The organism is Corynebacterium kroppenstedtii (genome assembly GCF_016894245.1).
Lineage (GTDB): Bacteria > Actinomycetota > Actinomycetes > Mycobacteriales > Mycobacteriaceae > Corynebacterium.
Genome location: NZ_CP069792.1, coordinates 1047204 through 1062227 on the forward strand (window position 1 = coordinate 1047204; position 15024 = coordinate 1062227).

At 57.2% G+C, this 15024-nt stretch carries 12 protein-coding genes, 4 tRNA genes and 1 pseudogene; 15 read left to right on the plus strand and 2 right to left on the minus strand.

Going from position 1 to position 15024, the window contains the following annotated elements:
• Window positions 1-20: 20 nt before the first annotated feature.
• The 14 genes from I6J23_RS04605 (at window position 21) to rplA (ending at window position 11254) form a co-directional block, all read left to right on the plus strand.
• The gene (locus I6J23_RS04605; protein ID WP_275431241.1) at window positions 21-1166 is read left to right on the plus strand and encodes an o-succinylbenzoate synthase; all 1146 of its coding nucleotides are present in this window, start codon (window positions 21-23) and stop codon (window positions 1164-1166) included.
• A gap of 39 nt (window positions 1167-1205) precedes the next feature.
• The gene (gene menD, locus I6J23_RS04610) at window positions 1206-3218 is read left to right on the plus strand and encodes a 2-succinyl-5-enolpyruvyl-6-hydroxy-3-cyclohexene-1-carboxylic-acid synthase (RefSeq protein ID WP_204582706.1); all 2013 of its coding nucleotides are present in this window, start codon (window positions 1206-1208) and stop codon (window positions 3216-3218) included.
• Between the two features lie 106 nt (window positions 3219-3324).
• Window positions 3325-3897 (plus strand): DUF3592 domain-containing protein, encoded by a 573-nt coding sequence (locus I6J23_RS04615; protein ID WP_204582707.1) that lies wholly within the window; start codon window positions 3325-3327, stop codon window positions 3895-3897.
• 78 nt (window positions 3898-3975) lie between these two features.
• Window positions 3976-5157: a glycosyltransferase family 4 protein gene (locus I6J23_RS04620; RefSeq protein WP_204582708.1), complete on the plus strand. Its 1182-nt coding sequence runs from the start codon at window positions 3976-3978 to the stop codon at window positions 5155-5157.
• Between the two features lie 28 nt (window positions 5158-5185).
• Entirely contained in the window at window positions 5186-5872 is a 687-nt protein-coding gene (locus tag I6J23_RS04625) for a demethylmenaquinone methyltransferase (protein WP_204582709.1), read from the plus strand.
• Between the two features lie 222 nt (window positions 5873-6094).
• Complete coding sequence (locus I6J23_RS04630) at window positions 6095-7117, plus strand: polyprenyl synthetase family protein (protein WP_204582922.1); 1023 nt, start codon at window positions 6095-6097, stop codon at window positions 7115-7117.
• Between the two features lie 122 nt (window positions 7118-7239).
• Window positions 7240-7321 (plus strand) — tRNA-Tyr (locus I6J23_RS04635).
• A 287-nt stretch (window positions 7322-7608) separates the two neighbouring features.
• A tRNA-Thr gene (locus tag I6J23_RS04640) sits at window positions 7609-7681 on the plus strand.
• Between the two features lie 69 nt (window positions 7682-7750).
• Window positions 7751-7824, plus strand: a tRNA-Met gene (locus tag I6J23_RS04645).
• A gap of 210 nt (window positions 7825-8034) precedes the next feature.
• Window positions 8035-8107: transfer RNA gene (locus tag I6J23_RS04650), tRNA-Trp, on the plus strand.
• Window positions 8108-8179: 72 nt separating this feature from the next.
• Window positions 8180-8503, plus strand: coding sequence for a preprotein translocase subunit SecE (gene secE, locus I6J23_RS04655; RefSeq protein WP_046202847.1), 324 nt, complete (start codon window positions 8180-8182; stop codon window positions 8501-8503).
• A gap of 166 nt (window positions 8504-8669) precedes the next feature.
• A complete protein-coding gene (gene nusG, locus I6J23_RS04660) occupies window positions 8670-9719 on the plus strand; it encodes a transcription termination/antitermination protein NusG (protein WP_204582710.1) in 1050 nt (349 codons plus the stop codon).
• A 270-nt stretch (window positions 9720-9989) separates the two neighbouring features.
• Complete coding sequence (rplK, locus tag I6J23_RS04665) at window positions 9990-10430, plus strand: 50S ribosomal protein L11 (RefSeq protein ID WP_012732481.1); 441 nt, start codon at window positions 9990-9992, stop codon at window positions 10428-10430.
• A 110-nt stretch (window positions 10431-10540) separates the two neighbouring features.
• Window positions 10541-11254: a 50S ribosomal protein L1 gene (gene rplA, locus I6J23_RS04670; RefSeq protein WP_204582711.1), complete on the plus strand. Its 714-nt coding sequence runs from the start codon at window positions 10541-10543 to the stop codon at window positions 11252-11254.
• 1267 nt (window positions 11255-12521) lie between these two features.
• On the opposite strand, the gene I6J23_RS04675 is transcribed toward rplA, so the two are convergent.
• Window positions 12522-12659 (minus strand): hypothetical protein, encoded by a 138-nt coding sequence (locus I6J23_RS04675; protein ID WP_204582712.1) that lies wholly within the window; start codon window positions 12657-12659, stop codon window positions 12522-12524.
• Between the two features lie 299 nt (window positions 12660-12958).
• On the opposite strand from I6J23_RS04675, the gene I6J23_RS04680 reads away from it, so the two are divergent.
• Complete coding sequence (locus tag I6J23_RS04680; protein ID WP_204582713.1) at window positions 12959-14554, plus strand: sodium:solute symporter; 1596 nt, start codon at window positions 12959-12961, stop codon at window positions 14552-14554.
• A gap of 157 nt (window positions 14555-14711) precedes the next feature.
• Here the strand turns inward: I6J23_RS04680 and I6J23_RS04685 are convergent.
• Window positions 14712-14936: pseudogene (locus tag I6J23_RS04685) on the minus strand (IS1249 family transposase); the annotation flags it as partial.
• Between the last annotated feature and the right edge of the window lie 88 nt (window positions 14937-15024).

The following is a 15024-nucleotide window of genomic DNA, read 5'->3' on the forward strand; positions in this document are numbered from 1 at the left end:
TGGTGGTTAGGGTAGAAGTCATGTCTCACATGGACCTGCCGGATTCTGATCCTCGACCTGCGTTGTCACCTGGGCTCCCTCGCCAATACGGGCTCGGTCGTTGGCCGGGTGATGTGACATGTCCGTCGCTCAACGAAGTGTGGGAGCGTGCACATGTTGTCCAGTTGCCGATGAACATTCGGTTCCGTGGGATTATGCAACGCGAGGTCATGCTTATCGACGGCCCCCAAGGCTGGTCAGAGTGGGGAGCTTTTCTGGAATATGGTCCGGTGGAATCTGCGATGTGGCTGGCCTCAGCGCTGGAAATGGGATGGGTGGGCCCACCTCGATCATTGCAAGGATGGGTGCCGGTCAACGGGACTATTCCCGCGTGCGAGCCGGATCGCGTTCCCGATCTCCTTAATCGATATTCGGGAATATCGACGGTCAAAGTGAAGGTGGCAGAAAAGGGACAGACTCTCGACGAGGATTGCGCCCGAGTCCGCGCTGTTCGCGAGGCCCGCCCGGACATCACCATCCGCGTCGACGCGAATGGTGGGTGGACCGTAGCGGAGGCGCATGAGGCCGTGCGTCGATTCCTCCGCGATGGGCCCTTGGATTACGTCGAACAGCCGTGTCCTCGGCTTGAGGGCCTCGCTGAACTGCGGAAAACTTTGGCTGATGATGGGCTGAGTGCTCGCATCGCTGCGGATGAGTCCATACGTAAAGCGTCGGATCCATACCGTGCTATACGCATGGGAGCTGTCGATGTGGCCGTGGTGAAAGCCGCGCCGCTCGGCGGTCCGCGCGCCTTGATCGCGGTGGCAGAGGAGGCGCGCAAACATGGTGTGGATGTGACGGTGTCGTCGGCAATTGATTCGGTTGTCGGCATGTATGCGGGTTTGTGTGCGGCCTCGGCGGTGGATAGTCAGCCGGCAGGCCTGGCGACGGGTGCGCTGATGGCTGGTGATGTGGGTGATTCACGACCCATTGTCGACGGAATGATGGCTGTGGAGCCGCGAACTCCGGATCCGGATGCGCTGGCGAGGTATCGTGCCCCGGAGGATAGGGTGCAGTGGTGGAAAGAGCGCCTGGCGGCGGCATGGAAACACGTGCCGGGCATCGCGGGCGAATCTCGCGCGACGGGTGTGTCGGGCGCGCCGGGAAGTGCGGCTGATGAAGACTGATGGTTAAGGCTGAGTAACAAAGTGGAAAAATCGTTCTCCATGAGTAGTTCCGGTGGTGTTCCTGCCTCCATCATGACAGCGGCGATTATTGTCGATGAGCTGATCCGTTGCGGGGTACAGGACGTGGTTGTGTGCCCGGGATCGCGTTCGGCACCGTTAGCGTTGGCCTTCTCCGAAGCAGCGGCACGTGGGGAGATCACCCTTCACATGCGTACCGACGAGCGAACCGCAGCATTCTTGGCGTTGGGCTTAGCGCAGGCCGGTGTCGGTCCGCGACGTAATCGGCCGGGGATCCCAGGCGGCCACCATGTTGTCCCGGTGGTGATGACGTCGGGAAGTGCGGTGGCCCATTGCGCACCCGCGATGGTGGAAGCACAGATGTCGCATCGTCCACTCATGGTGTTGTCTGCGAATCGTCCCTGGCCATTGTGGGGAACGGGGGCGAACCAGACGGTGGATCAGCGGTCGGCTTTCCGAGATACCGCCGTGCGCACAGAGGGGATCGACACCGCTACTCGACGCAGTGATGCCTGGCATGTGATGCACCGGGAGATCCGCGCTGCCGTCGATAGGGCCGTGGTTGCGGCGACGGCGGCAGGTGTGCGTATGCAGGTGCAGGCTGGCGTCCCCGAGGATGCTCGACCCACAACTGCTGTGGAGCTGCCCTTCCGCGGTCCGGTGCACATTGATGTGCCATTCGATAACCCATTAGTGCCGACGGATGATGACCAGCTACACGAGGCTGCCCAGTCCGCACACCGGTTGGGCCGACCGGATGGAGGGAGTTGGACGCGCTTCGTGGGGCGGGCGAAGGTGTCCTCGCCACGAGTTCTACACATTGCGGGCCATAATGCTCCGCAGGTCGACGCGCTCCGCAGTGTACCCACGATCGCGGAGCCCACCGCTGCAGTGCCTGATGTTCCTATTCATCCATTGGCATTGTCGCTTTTATCGCCAGATCACGTGGTGGTGACGGGCCGTCCGACCCTGCACCGGGATGTCTCGAAACTCTTGGCCAGGCCGGATATTCCGATTACGGTCATTGCGGATAACCCCGGCGATTACTCGGATGTCGCTCACATGGCCGGGGAGGTCGCAACGAAGATCGACCTTGCGCCACAAAGCCGACGATGGGTGGATCATTGCCGGTCGGTGGATCAGGCCGCTGCTGATGCCGTGCGCGAGGTGATCCTCGTGGACGATCTTGCTGTGAAGTCTCAGCTTTCCGAACCTGTGGACGATTCCTCCGCACAACCCGACACACCGTCCCCCACCGAACCGCATGCCGATACGCAGCCCCCCACCCTCCATCGGATGACCGGGCTAACGGTTGCCGCAGCCGTAGCAGATTCTGTCCACGTCGGCGATGCGCTCGTGGTGGGAGCGTCGAATCCGGTGCGTGACCTGTCGTTCGTCGGCGCTCCGTTTGATGGGGTTGAAATGTATTCCAACCGTGGAGCGTCGGGAATTGATGGTTTCTTATCGACGGCTATTGGTGTCGCGCTCGCACGGCAAGCCGCCCAGCCCGACAGTGTGCGTGCACCGCGAACCGTGGCGCTCGCCGGAGACCTGACCTTCCTTCACGATGCGACCGGCCTAAACGTGGCGGCCTCGGAACCACGCCCGTCAAACCTTCTGATCGTCGTGGCGAATGACCAGGGTGGCGGTATTTTTGAGGCTTTGGAGCCAGGGAAGCCGGAACTCCGCAGCCATTTTGAGCGTGTCATGGCTACTCACCACGAGGTGAACATCAAGTCGATATGTGACGCTTTTGGGATGACGTACCGGAAAGCTGACACTGCAGAAGAGCTGGTCACCCTGCTGGAACGTCATGCCGAGGGGATGCCACTCGGTGATGCGGGGGTCAACTATGGAGACAGTGCCGATCAAAAGTACGGAGATCAAACGTACGGCGATCAAACGTATGAAGGAAGTCAGCCGTACGAGGGAATCACAGTGATCGAAGCTGCTTGCGACCGTGCACACCGACGTCAGACCATAGAATCCCTGGAAGGACGCGTTGCTGTTGTGAGCAGGCGTCAAGCGCAGTGAAGCCAAGCACAGCAGTAAAGCCAAGCACGGTGGCAGAACAGCACAAAAATGACCACACGAAAGTGGATAATGATTAGGGCACGACGTCGGGGAGGTGAACACCGAAGTGAACGCGATGACAACCCGTGGCATGAACGCGGATAAAAAGCCCACACCCCGCGGAGATGAGAAACCTCAGGGTGGCAAGGTACGAAATTCTCGTCGGGCACTGTCCCGCGGTGATGCTGAGGTGCGAATCGATACCGTGGCCCGCCGCTGTCGCCAGGTCATCGCATTACTCGCATTACTGATGACGCTGGTCTGTACCACGTTGGTCGCTGGACCGATTTATAACGACTTTAAGCTGCACAAAGATAAAGAAACCGCCATCGCGACGGTGAACCACGTCGGCCTGTTGCGCACAGCCATTTCATTTCGGGATAGCTCCGGAGAATTTCATTCCCCCAACACGGGAGTTTTATATCCCGGCGGATTGCATGACGGCCAGAAGGTGTGGGTGGAGTATTCGCGCAGCCATCCCGACACTGTTCGAGTCCAAGGAAGAACCTGGACATTATCTCTTTTACCTGCGATTTCAACATTTATCGTGACGATCGCTCTGTCTTTGGGAGCAATAGTGTTGATTAACCGACGCGCCGAACGTAAGAAAAATTTATACAATGGCTACCGAGATAGATGATCGGCAGCATAAAACAGCATTTCTTATCGGCAAAAATAACCGCATTATGGCGGGGAATTGAGGAAGAGAAGAAGTCGTATGCGCATTGCAATTGTTGCAGAATCATTTCTTCCAAACATCAACGGTGTCACTAACTCAATTCTCCGAGTCCTGGAATATTGCGACCGCCACGGTCATGATGCACTTGTGATCGCACCGGGTGCTCGCGAGGTTCAAGATGAATGCGCGGACTACGCAGGTTTCCCCATCGCTCGCGTTCCCACCGTTCAGGTGCCACTGATCGACTCGCTCCCCATCGGCGTCCCGACGCCGACCGTGAAGCGGGCACTACGCAAATACAAGCCAGACGTGGTTCATGCAGCGAGCCCGTTCGTGCTCGGTGCCGCGGGCGCGTTCGGTGCAGCTCAACTAGGGATTCCGACGGTTGCCGTCTATCAGACGGACGTGGCCGGGTTTGCGAATAATTACCACATGAAACCACTGGCCTCGGCCGCGTGGCAGTGGACACGGACAATACATAACGCCTGCTCACGGACCCTTGCGCCGTCGTCGGTAACCATTGAGGAACTCCGCCATCACAAAATCAGAGACGTGTACCACTGGGCGCGTGGCGTCGATATTGAGCTTTTCTCCCCGACGAAGAGATCGGATGCGCTGCGTCGGCAATGGGCCCCCAATGGGCAGAAAATCGTCGGCTACGTCGGGCGCTTGGCGGCAGAAAAATCCGTGTACCGATTGGCTGCCCTGCAGGACCGCGACGACATCCAACTCGTGATCACCGGGGACGGGCCGGACAGCCAAGAATTGCGCGAGTTGCTACCACGCGCGATCTTCACCGGCGCGAAATACGGGGAGGACCTGGCGGAGGTGTATGCCTCCCTGGACCTCTTCGTCCACCCAGGCGAATACGAGACGTTCTGCCAGGCTGTTCAAGAGTCGTTAGCGTCGGGCGTGCCCACCATCGGGCCGAGAGCCGGTGGCCCCATTGACCTCATTGACGACGGCGTCGATGGTGAATTATTGCCGGTGGAGTCCTTCGAACAGGACCTTAATGCGGCGGTTGATCGCTTGCTCGAACCGGATGGCTATCACGATCGATGTGTCGCTGCTCGAAACTCCGTGAAAAAGCGCACGTGGGAGTGCCTTGGTGACGAGTTGATGAGCCACTATGAGGCGGCGATTGAGTCCCCGATGGGGCAAGAAATCCGGCCGACACTCCTGGAGAGGTGGCGCGCAGAGCGCGAGCACCGGTACGCGTAGACGGACTCACCGGGTACTCTGGGGCCTCGTGGCTAGAGCGACGTTGGAAAAGAAACCCCGTGAAGTGGCGCGCATGTTCGATGCCGTCGGCAAGAAATATGACCTAACTAACACCGTGCTGACCGGCGGGATCGACACGCTGTGGCGAAAAGCAACGCGCAAGCGGCTCGACCCGAAGCCCGGCGAGAAAGTCGTGGACCTCGCCGCCGGGACGGGCGTCTCCACGGCGGAACTATCCAAGTCCGGCGCCCTCGTGGTGGGCTGTGATTTCTCCCTAGGCATGCTGAAAGCCGGACGTCATCGGGACGTGCCCCTAGTTGCCGGTGATGGCCTTAATCTGCCTTTCGCCGATAACACCTTCGACGCTGCCACCATCTCTTTCGGGCTTAGGAACTTCGGGGACACTACCGCTGGGCTTCGCGAAATGGCCCGCGTCGTAAAGTCAGGCGGCCGTTTAACGGTGTGTGAGTTTTCAACGCCAGTTATCCCCGTCTTCTCGACGATCTATACGGAATACCTGATGCGGGCGCTGCCTGCGGTGGCGAAAATTGTGTCATCGGATCCGGAGTCCTACGTGTACCTGGCGGAGTCTATCCGAGCATGGCCTGACCAGGAAACTTTAGCTCGGATCATTCAGTCTTCGGGCTGGAAAGATGTTGGTTGGAGGAACTTGACCGGCGGCATCGTGGCGCTCCATAGCGCGACGAAACCGTAAGGTGTCGACGGCCCATATCTGTGGGTTTGTTTTTGTGCGATAGGCTAGGCACGTTGTTTTAAACGGCCGCGAGCCACCATCATGCTCGTGCGTGCTGCGTCGTACCCGCGTGCGGGATTGTGCATGCGACGCGTGCTCGTGACCATCTACCCATGCCCAACGAACGAGGATCGTGCGATGACCAGCGGACAGAGCAGTGCTGTGGAATCCAGTGTCGACGCCGTGAGTGGCGCGTTTACCGGCCTGGATTCCCGTAGTGTGGAGTCCAGTATTGACCTCGGCGACGACGAATTAAATTCCTTTGTGGCCGACGGGATGGAGAAATGCGAGAAACTGCTTATCCGTGAGTTGGATCAGGGCGCATCGTTCGTCACTGACAAAGTCAAGCACTTGGCATTGGCTGGAGGTAAGCGCATTCGCCCTATGTTCGCCCTGCTCGCGTCCCGTTATGGCGAGAGGCCGGGGTGTGACGACGTGATTAAAGCCGCCATCGTCGTTGAGATGACCCACTTGGCAACGCTCTATCACGACGACGTGATGGACGAGGCCGAAAAACGCCGTGGCGCCGATAGTGCTAATTTCCGGTGGAATAACTCGGTAGCGATCTTGGCGGGGGACTTCATCCTGTCGGCCGCGTCCCGGTTGATGGCGTCGCTGGGTGTGAAGACGGTGAAGCACTTCTCGGAAGCCTTTGGGGATCTAGTCACTGGCCAAATGCGCGAAACAATCGGCGCGACCTCTGGCGATGAGATTGAACACTACTTAAATGTGATCCACGAGAAGACTGCTGTTCTTATCCGTTCTGCAGGCTTTTTAGGGGCCATGCATGCCGGAACACCGGCCCCAATTCAGCAGGCGCTCGCTACATTTGGGGAGCACCTGGGCATGGTTTTCCAAATTGTCGACGACATGATCGACATCTTTTCCGACACGAGCGAATCGGGGAAGACGCCGGGTACGGACTTGCGCGAGGGTGTGCATACCCTGCCGATGCTCTACGCGATGGAAGGCGACCGGAAAGAGAACCAGCGACTCCGAGAGATGCTGCGTTCCCCCTTGTCGACGGATGCCGACGTTGAAGAAGCGCTCGCTTTGATCGCTGCGACGGACGCGCGAGCGCGGACGGTGGCGAAAGTGGAGGAGCACGCCGACGCTGCCTTGAAGGCGCTTGAGGCGCTGCCGGATAACTCGACGACGAATGCTCTGCGCGCATTGTTGGGTTTTACGATGGCGCGTGTGGGGTAGTGCGTGTGGTAAAACCACGCATGCTCGACATTGGACCCGCGCAAAAGTCCTGCGTGAAGGGATGATTTGCTGTCCGGGGCTGTATTCGTAGTAGAGTATGCAGCGCGTTCAACTGAGCGCATGCCAGATTGCCCGAGCGGCCAAAGGGAGCGGATTGTAAATCCGTCGGCTTTGCCTACGTTGGTTCGAATCCATCATCTGGCACCCATGATCCCGCCAGGATTGCACACGCATTGCAGCCCGGCGGGTTTTGTCGTCGTTGGTGCATTTTCTCAAATGGATTTTTTGCTTGGTGCTTCCCGTAGTGGGGATCTTGAGCGGGGATTATGAGCGGGCTGTCTCTCGCGAGCGGTTCGGTTGCGGTCCGCCGCACCCTCTGAACTGGTGATTTGTGAGTTCGATTCTGGTCGGTTACATTGTGTGAGGCTTCGCAAGATCACGGTTGCGCTGTTATACGTGATTGTTGTTACGCGTGATTTCAGCGAGTTGTTGCCCCCTTAGCTCAGTCGGCAGAGCGTTTCCATGGTAAGGAAAAGGTCGACAGTTCGATTCTGTCAGGGGGCTCCGTTACACCAATTCCCGGTGGACTGACGGTGCTCCGGTAGGTCCACCGGGATTATGTGTTGTAACTGTGGCGATGTAGCTCAGATGGTGAGAGCGCACGACTCATAATCGTGAGGTCGAGGGTTCGAGTCCCTCCATCGCTACTGGGAGATAGATGAGGGGTCGCCCTGACGGGTGGCCCTTTTTCTCCCACTACGCACCGCCGTCGAAAGTGGAGCCCACTATCGCCTGGTTTAGGCGTGAGGCTTCTCTGCTATGGTTGGTGTGTTGCCTGACCGGTGCAGGTGCAGAGATGTGAGTTCGCATCAGTGATGGTGTGGATCCTTTGCTGTACGGTAGCGGTAGGAAAACATAGGGGCGTGGCTCAATTGGCAGAGCAGCGGTCTCCAAAACCGCAGGTTGCAGGTTCAAGTCCTGTCGCCCCTGCAAAAACGTATTAAGCCGGTTTTCCGTGGAACTGGCATTTGTACATTTTCATCTCAGTCGAGGAGAGTGCGCGTGAGCGAGGAACGAAGCTCTACGGGAGCATTGCGTCCGTCCGGTAAACGCCAGATCACAGGATCCTCCACTGTGTCAAAATCCCGCGCTCGTAGTGCCCAGTCGGGCCCAGAGACAGTGGGTGGCCGGGGAAATATCTTCACCCAGATCGTTGATTATTTCCGTGGTGTTATTGCTGAAATGCGAAAAGTTATTTGGCCAACGTGGCGTCAGATGGGCGTCTACACCGGTGTTGTCTTGCTTTTCCTGGTCGTCGTGATCGGCATCGTGTCGGGCGTTGACTTCCTCGCCGGTAAAGGCGTCGAGTGGACCCTCACCCATTAAAAACGTTCGCCTCGGACATGGCCCGGTCACGGTCCCGAGCAGCAAGAAGTATAGTTGGGAATAGGCCCGCTAGCTGTGTATAATCGCTTCCATATTGTCCCGCCAACCCGACAGGGGAGGCGGGATTTTCCTTTGGAAACGCCGCAGAGAAGGACTGACATTATTCATGAGTAGTGACACAACGAATTCATCCACCGAGCCCGACAAGCCGCAGAGTGCCGCGGATTTAGCAGCACAGGCAGCCGCTGATGTCCAAGAGGCTGCTCGCAAGGCTCAGCAGCCCCAGTTCTCCGCGGGTGCCGCACAGAGCTCGTCCGACGCAGGTAATAAGGCCGACGCTGCTGGCTCACAGGACAATGAGGCCGATCAAGCTCGTGATATGGACGCCGAAGGTGCCGTCGCCACGGAAACGGCGTCGGAAAGCGATAACACTGCGGCATCTCCATCTGCGACCACTGGCAGCGACGGCGCGGGTACGGCGTCGGCAAGTGAAGGAGCCGCCGATCAGCCCTCTGCTGTGGACGAGGCGGAGCAGGACCCCGAGGCGGCCGCGATGCAGGCCTACAAGGTGCGTCTGCGCAAGTTCATGCGTGAGCTGAAGAAACTGCCGGGTGAGTGGTACATCGTTCAGTGTTACTCAGGTTACGAAAACAAAGTGAAGACGGACCTCGAGGTTCGCTCGCAGACCTTGGGTGTCGACGAACAGATCCATGAAGTGGTCGTCCCCATTGAGGAAGAAGTCGAGGTCAAGGACGGGAAGCGGAAGGTTGTCAAGCATAAGCTGCTTCCGGGCTACGTGTTGATGCGTATTGAGCTTGACGACGCATCCTGGTCGGTCATTCGTGACACGCCGGGGATCACGAGCTTCGTCGGGAATGAGGGGCACCCCACGCCGGTGAAGATTCGTGAGGTAGCGAAGTTCCTGTTGCCGCCGGAGACGGCAACGCAGAAGGCCGAGCAGGAAGGCGACGAACCAGCTGCTGTGGATGTGTCCAGCACTGGTGTGGCTGCACCGCCGCGTCCTGCTGCGGACAAGGTCAAGGTGGACTACGAGGTCGGCGAGGCCGTCACGGTTCTGTCTGGCCCGTTTGCGTCGGTGTCTGCCACGATTTCCGAGATCGATGCCGAGAACAGCAAGTTGAAAGCTCTGGTGTCCATCTTCGGGCGTGAAACCCCGGTCGAATTGGACTTTGACCAGGTGGAGAAGATCAACTAAAGCCACCTTGGTGGATTTGGGCTAAGGTGCTGCGCTCCGGTATCTTGGTTCTTCGTGTGTGTCTGAGCCTTGGTGGTGGATATCGCAACGGTAAATCACCGTAGATCACTCCAGATCACTGCTGGCTGGACGCACGAATGTCACTGTCATCTTTCCGGTGGCCTGGGAATTCAGGCATCCGGTCGAATGATGCGGGTTCTGATGCTCATGGTGGAAGTTCACTGTGGAGGTCAGAGCCGCGTTGTTTGGTAACAGAAAGAGGTTGTAACAATGGCTCCGAAGAAGAAGGTTTCGGGCTTCATTAAGCTGCAGATTCAGGCTGGTCAGGCTAACCCGGCTCCGCCGGTTGGTCCTGCGTTGGGTGCTCATGGTGTCAACATCATGGAGTTCTGCAAGGCCTACAACGCTGCGACGGAAGACCAGCGCGGAAACGTCGTTCCGGTTGAGATCACCGTGTACGAGGACCGCTCGTTCACGTTCAAGCTGAAGACCCCGCCGGCTGCGAAGCTGCTGCTGAAGGCTGCGAACCTGCAGAAGGGTTCGGGTGAGCCGAACACCAACAAGGTCGGGTCCGTTACGTGGGATCAGTGCAAGGAGATTGCACAGACCAAGATGGAAGACCTGAACGCGAATGACCTGGACATGGGCGCGCGCATCATCGCTGGCACCGCACGTTCCATGGGTATCGAGGTTAAGGGCGCGACCGCGTAACTCCACTTAGTGCGGGTTTCGTGCCCGCGTTTCGCGTAATTCACTTTTCAGTGGGAGGGCCTCTTGCTGGCCCGTGACCACTACTCCAAACGTTTAAGGATTGGATTTTTATGAGCAAGAACTCGAAAGCTTACAAGGCTGCGTTAGAGAAGATCGACGCTGGTCGTATTTACGCTCCTATCGACGCGATGAAGACCGTCAAGGAGACCGCGTACTCCTCATACGACCCGACGGTGGACGTTGCTATCCGCCTGGGTGTTGACCCGCGCAAGGCTGACCAGCTGGTTCGTGGCACTGTGTCCTTGCCGAACGGCACGGGTAAAGAGGTCCGCGTGGTGGTCTTCGCTGAGGGCCCGAACGCTACCGCCGCTGAGGAAGCTGGCGCCGACGTCGTTGGTACCGCGGAACTGGTTGAGCGTATCCAGGGTGGCTGGACCGACTTCGACGCTGCGATCGCGACGCCGGATCAGATGGCCAAGGTTGGTCGTGTTGCACGCGTGTTGGGCCCCCGCGGTCTGATGCCTAACCCGAAGACCGGCACGGTGACCACCGACGTCACCAAGGCTGTAAAGGAAATTAAGGGCGGTAAGATCTCGTTCCGCGTGGACAAGGCCGCCAACCTGCACGCTGTGCTGGGCAAGGCGTCGTTCTCCGCCGAGCAGCTCGCTGAGAACTACGGTGCGCTGATTGACGAACTGCTTCGCGTGAAGCCGTCCGCCGCTAAGGGTCGTTACCTGAAGAAGGTCACCGTGTCCTGCACCAACGGTCCGGCTGTGTCCGTCGACAACACCGTCGTCAAGAACTACACCGGCGAGGCGGAGTAGTTTTTGTAGCCGCATTACAGCGATTAGGTCGGCTAGCCCGGTTGGTTGCATGTAGCCCGGTTGGGTTAGTCAAATGAGAGGCAGATTCACATTTTGTGGATCTGCCTTTTTGCATATGGTGTGGCACATTCCCTGGATAAGTAGCGAGGTAAGTAGCGAAAAGTGTCCGCACCGCCTCTTTGCGACTTACCCCCTGTTTTGCGTTGGTTTTTGGGGAGGTTTGGGTCGTGCGTGGCTTTTGTGTTATCCATGCGCGGGCGCTTCTGATCTTCTTGCGTAACTTTTGTCCGGGGGTACGGGGTTTGTGCCCGCGTGCTGGAAAACTGCGGGGGCATATCGGGGTCGGTTGTGAAAAATGCGGGGGGATATGGTCAATTTTTGACGGTTTTTCGCCCATATACCCCCGCAGTTTTTCCGGGGTACATATCCCTCGCAGCTTTCGAGCCCAGACGTAGAAAAACTCTAGAAATTCCCCGCTAATTTTTTTACCGTCTCCGGTGAACTTGCCCCCAAGCCTTCAAAAACGCGCCCTTTGACCCCTATCTTTCATTGGAAAATGATTAATTATTTGGATTAATTGACTAGACCCTTGCGAATATTAGTCTCGTCTGAGATAGTTCTTTTCTAAGAGGTTAATCTATCTATTTCTGTCCGTAAGGACATATTTATGCACTGGGAGAAGAAATTGGCACTTTCGTTCGCTGCTTCGATGCCTTTAGTCTCGATACCAGGTGCCTCGGCTAGCGCTTCTCCTACTCCACAAGAACAACGTTGCGCAGCAGCTCACCTGGGGTCCTCTATCTCCACTGCTGAGCGACGAACCGTTTCGAAAGGTGGGGTTGCTCCACATAATAAAAATATTGAGTTGGTAGGGAGGGGGAGTTCTTTGTCTAAAAGAACATCCCAATATAAAGCTGAAAGCGTAGGGAAAAATGTCGGTCCAGGTCTTGCAATCAGCTGTATTGCAGGTGCGGGGGGGGGGGGCGCTCTCGCTGACTATATGGGGTGGTAGACCATGCGCTTACTAGTAACGATCTTGGGTTTTGTGGTGGCCTTACTTGTGTTCCGCTTTTTCGTTGAAGAGGCTTGGCCCTCTGCCATATACCTTGGGGTTATGTGTGGACTTATTGCCGGAGCCGTCTTGACTCCTTCTGGTTGGCGATCGCTCCGACGGATCGCTCGTAACCTTAAAAAAGGTTGGTCTTAGCTGCTGACAGACAGGGTGAGTATGCCTAGCCGAGGGGCTTTTAACGGCTTAGAGAGCTGTTTAGAAGCCCATCTCGAAGTCGTTGTCTTTTTTCGGTGAGTTGCTGAAGCTGATTTCTAGCTCCGTTTCGACGCGTTGATTGAGGTGTTTCTGCTTTTCAGCGGCCTTTTCTCGATCATTTTTTGGCGCAATTGCCACCGTGGCTAGCACCAATGAGTGCCGGCCAGCCACCGCCCATAACCGTCGGCCAGCACCAACGAAGCCGCGAAAACACAAAACCACGCAACCACCAAGCCAAGCCCCAAACAACACGTAACGAACCTCACTCAGGGGGTCAACAACACACGGTTTTCGTCGTGAGTGTTGTCGCCGGGGGTAGTAGCCACCCCTTACTGCACTTGTCGGACATCGGACAGGTCGGTAGTGTTGGGTTCTGACCCGCACGGCGGTGAGTCACAGTGAGCGGGTTGTTGACAACACGTTAGGAGCGATCCTCCATGCATCAGCAATTTGGGACACTGAACTGGCTAGCCATTGCGATCTATATCCTCGCCATGTTGGCAGTGGGCGTCTATTTCTCGAAACGTGCCGGTGCCAGCAGCGATGATTACTTCAAAGCTGGTGGGCGCATTCCCGCATGGGCCGCGGGCTTTTCCATTTACGCCACCACACTTTCCGCCATCACCTTCATGTCGATTCCGGAAAAGGCGTACTTGACGGACTGGGCATACTCCGCGGGAAATATCGCGATTTTCGCCATCGTCCCGATCCTCGTTTATTACTACGTCCCGTTCTTCCGCAAACTGGACGTAACGACGGCTTATGAATACCTGGAAGAACGCTTTGACGTTGTCCTCCGCGTCTTCGGCTCCCTATTCTTCGTCCTTTTCCACATCGGGCGTATTGCTATTGTCATTTACTTGCCGACGCTGGCTCTCACCGCTGTCAGTGATATCAACCCCTATCTAATCGCTGGGTTGGTGGGGGTCGCGTGTGTGATTTACACATTCCTCGGTGGCATGGAGGGCGTGATCTGGTCCGACGTTATCCAGGGCATCATCCTTCTCTCGGGTGCAGTGATTGTAATTGTCGTTGCTTTGGTGAATAGTCCCGGTTCGATTTCCCATACGTTGTCGGAAGCTGCGTCGGAGGGGAAGTTCTATTCTGGCCAAAACTTCACCTTCAGTGATTTGTCGTTGTCGATCCCGATTATTTTCTTGGGTAGTGTGCTCAATAATTTGCAGTCCTACACGGCCAGCCAGGATGTTGTTCAGCGCTATCAGACCACGCCATCCGTTCAGGCGACGAAGGGCTCCCTGTATGTGAACGGGTGTCTCGCGCTTATTACCATCCCGATTTTCTACGGCATGGGCACCGCGCTATACACCTATTACCAGGGTAATGGTGGTTTTCCGGATGACGTGAACACGTCGGCGATTGTCCCTTACTACATCTTGACGGAGCTTCCGGGTGGCGTGGCCGGTTTGATCATCGGTGGTATTTTGGCCGCAGCACAATCGACCATTTCGTCGTCGTTGAACTCCATCTCCGCGTGCATCACGGTTGATATTCGTAACCGCCTTATGCCGGGCCGTGGTGAGGCATCAGTCCTGTTTAGCCGCATGATTATTGTGATTACGGGCCTCTTTTCGACGGGTATCGCCTTGTGGCTCATCGCCTCGGAGAAGGGTGAGCTGTGGGATCTGTTCCTGACGCTTACCGGTCTGTTTGGTATCCCGATTGCCGCGGTCTTTGCGCTGGGGATTTTCACCGTGCGGGCGAACCGGTTTGGCGTGCTAGCTGGCCTCCTTCTGGGAGCGGTGTCTGGCTACTTCATGAACCAAACTGATTTGGGGCCGTTCATGATTTCCATCGTTGCGTTCGCCGTTACGCTCGTGGCTGGGTACCTGCTGTCTATCCCGCTCGCAGGTGCTTCGAAGGCCACCCGGACCGAGACTCTACCGCTGACGATCCACGGTAAAGACTTGAGCTACGAACGGAAGTCCGCTCGTCGTGAGGCTCTGAATGAACCAGCCGCTGTTATTCCCGATACTGATGATCCCACTGAACCCAAGTCTGTGGCTCAGGTTTAACGACGCTGGACGAGGGGTGCCCTGAGTACGTGGGGCACTGCCTCAAGCTACGTGGGAAACCTACGAATGAAAATTGAGAACGTCAAGGGCCCGAGGACCCTTCATTTTTGTGGGTTATACGACAAAACTGTGTCTCCACGGCGTGTCGCCTTGGTGGTTAGACCTGGCCTTTTTGGATGCCGGTTGAGCGGGTGTACTCGATGCCGATAGCCTTGGCGTAGAGAGCTGGTCGTCCTATTTGGTGGTCGGCTTGGTTCTCGTTGCAGGTCAGGGCGGATACTTTGGCGAGTTGATCCTGGCCGAAATTGCACTGCTTGGCGATCTGTATGGGGTCGTCAGGCAGGTGCGTTGTCAGACACAACCACCAATCGATCATGCGGCGTGGGGGATTGAGATTGGGCTGGGGGCCTACGAGCCTCTCAATAGCAGTCGGGGAAGTCGGTCTGAGCCGACGGTTGGTTCTTGAATAG

Excerpts from the sequence above, each read along its gene's own strand:
- I6J23_RS04680 (WP_204582713.1), top strand. The coding sequence starts at position 12,959 with ATGCATCAGCAATTTGGGACACTGAACTGGCTAGCCATTGCGATCTAT.
- nusG (WP_204582710.1), top strand. The coding sequence starts at position 8,670 with ATGAGTAGTGACACAACGAATTCATCCACCGAGCCCGACAAGCCGCAG.
- I6J23_RS04605 (WP_275431241.1), top strand. The coding sequence starts at position 21 with ATGTCTCACATGGACCTGCCGGATTCTGATCCTCGACCTGCGTTGTCA.
- I6J23_RS04620 (WP_204582708.1), top strand. The coding sequence starts at position 3,976 with ATGCGCATTGCAATTGTTGCAGAATCATTTCTTCCAAACATCAACGGT.
- rplA (WP_204582711.1), top strand. The coding sequence starts at position 10,541 with ATGAGCAAGAACTCGAAAGCTTACAAGGCTGCGTTAGAGAAGATCGAC.
- menD (WP_204582706.1), top strand. The coding sequence starts at position 1,206 with ATGAGTAGTTCCGGTGGTGTTCCTGCCTCCATCATGACAGCGGCGATT.
- rplK (WP_012732481.1), top strand. The coding sequence starts at position 9,990 with ATGGCTCCGAAGAAGAAGGTTTCGGGCTTCATTAAGCTGCAGATTCAG.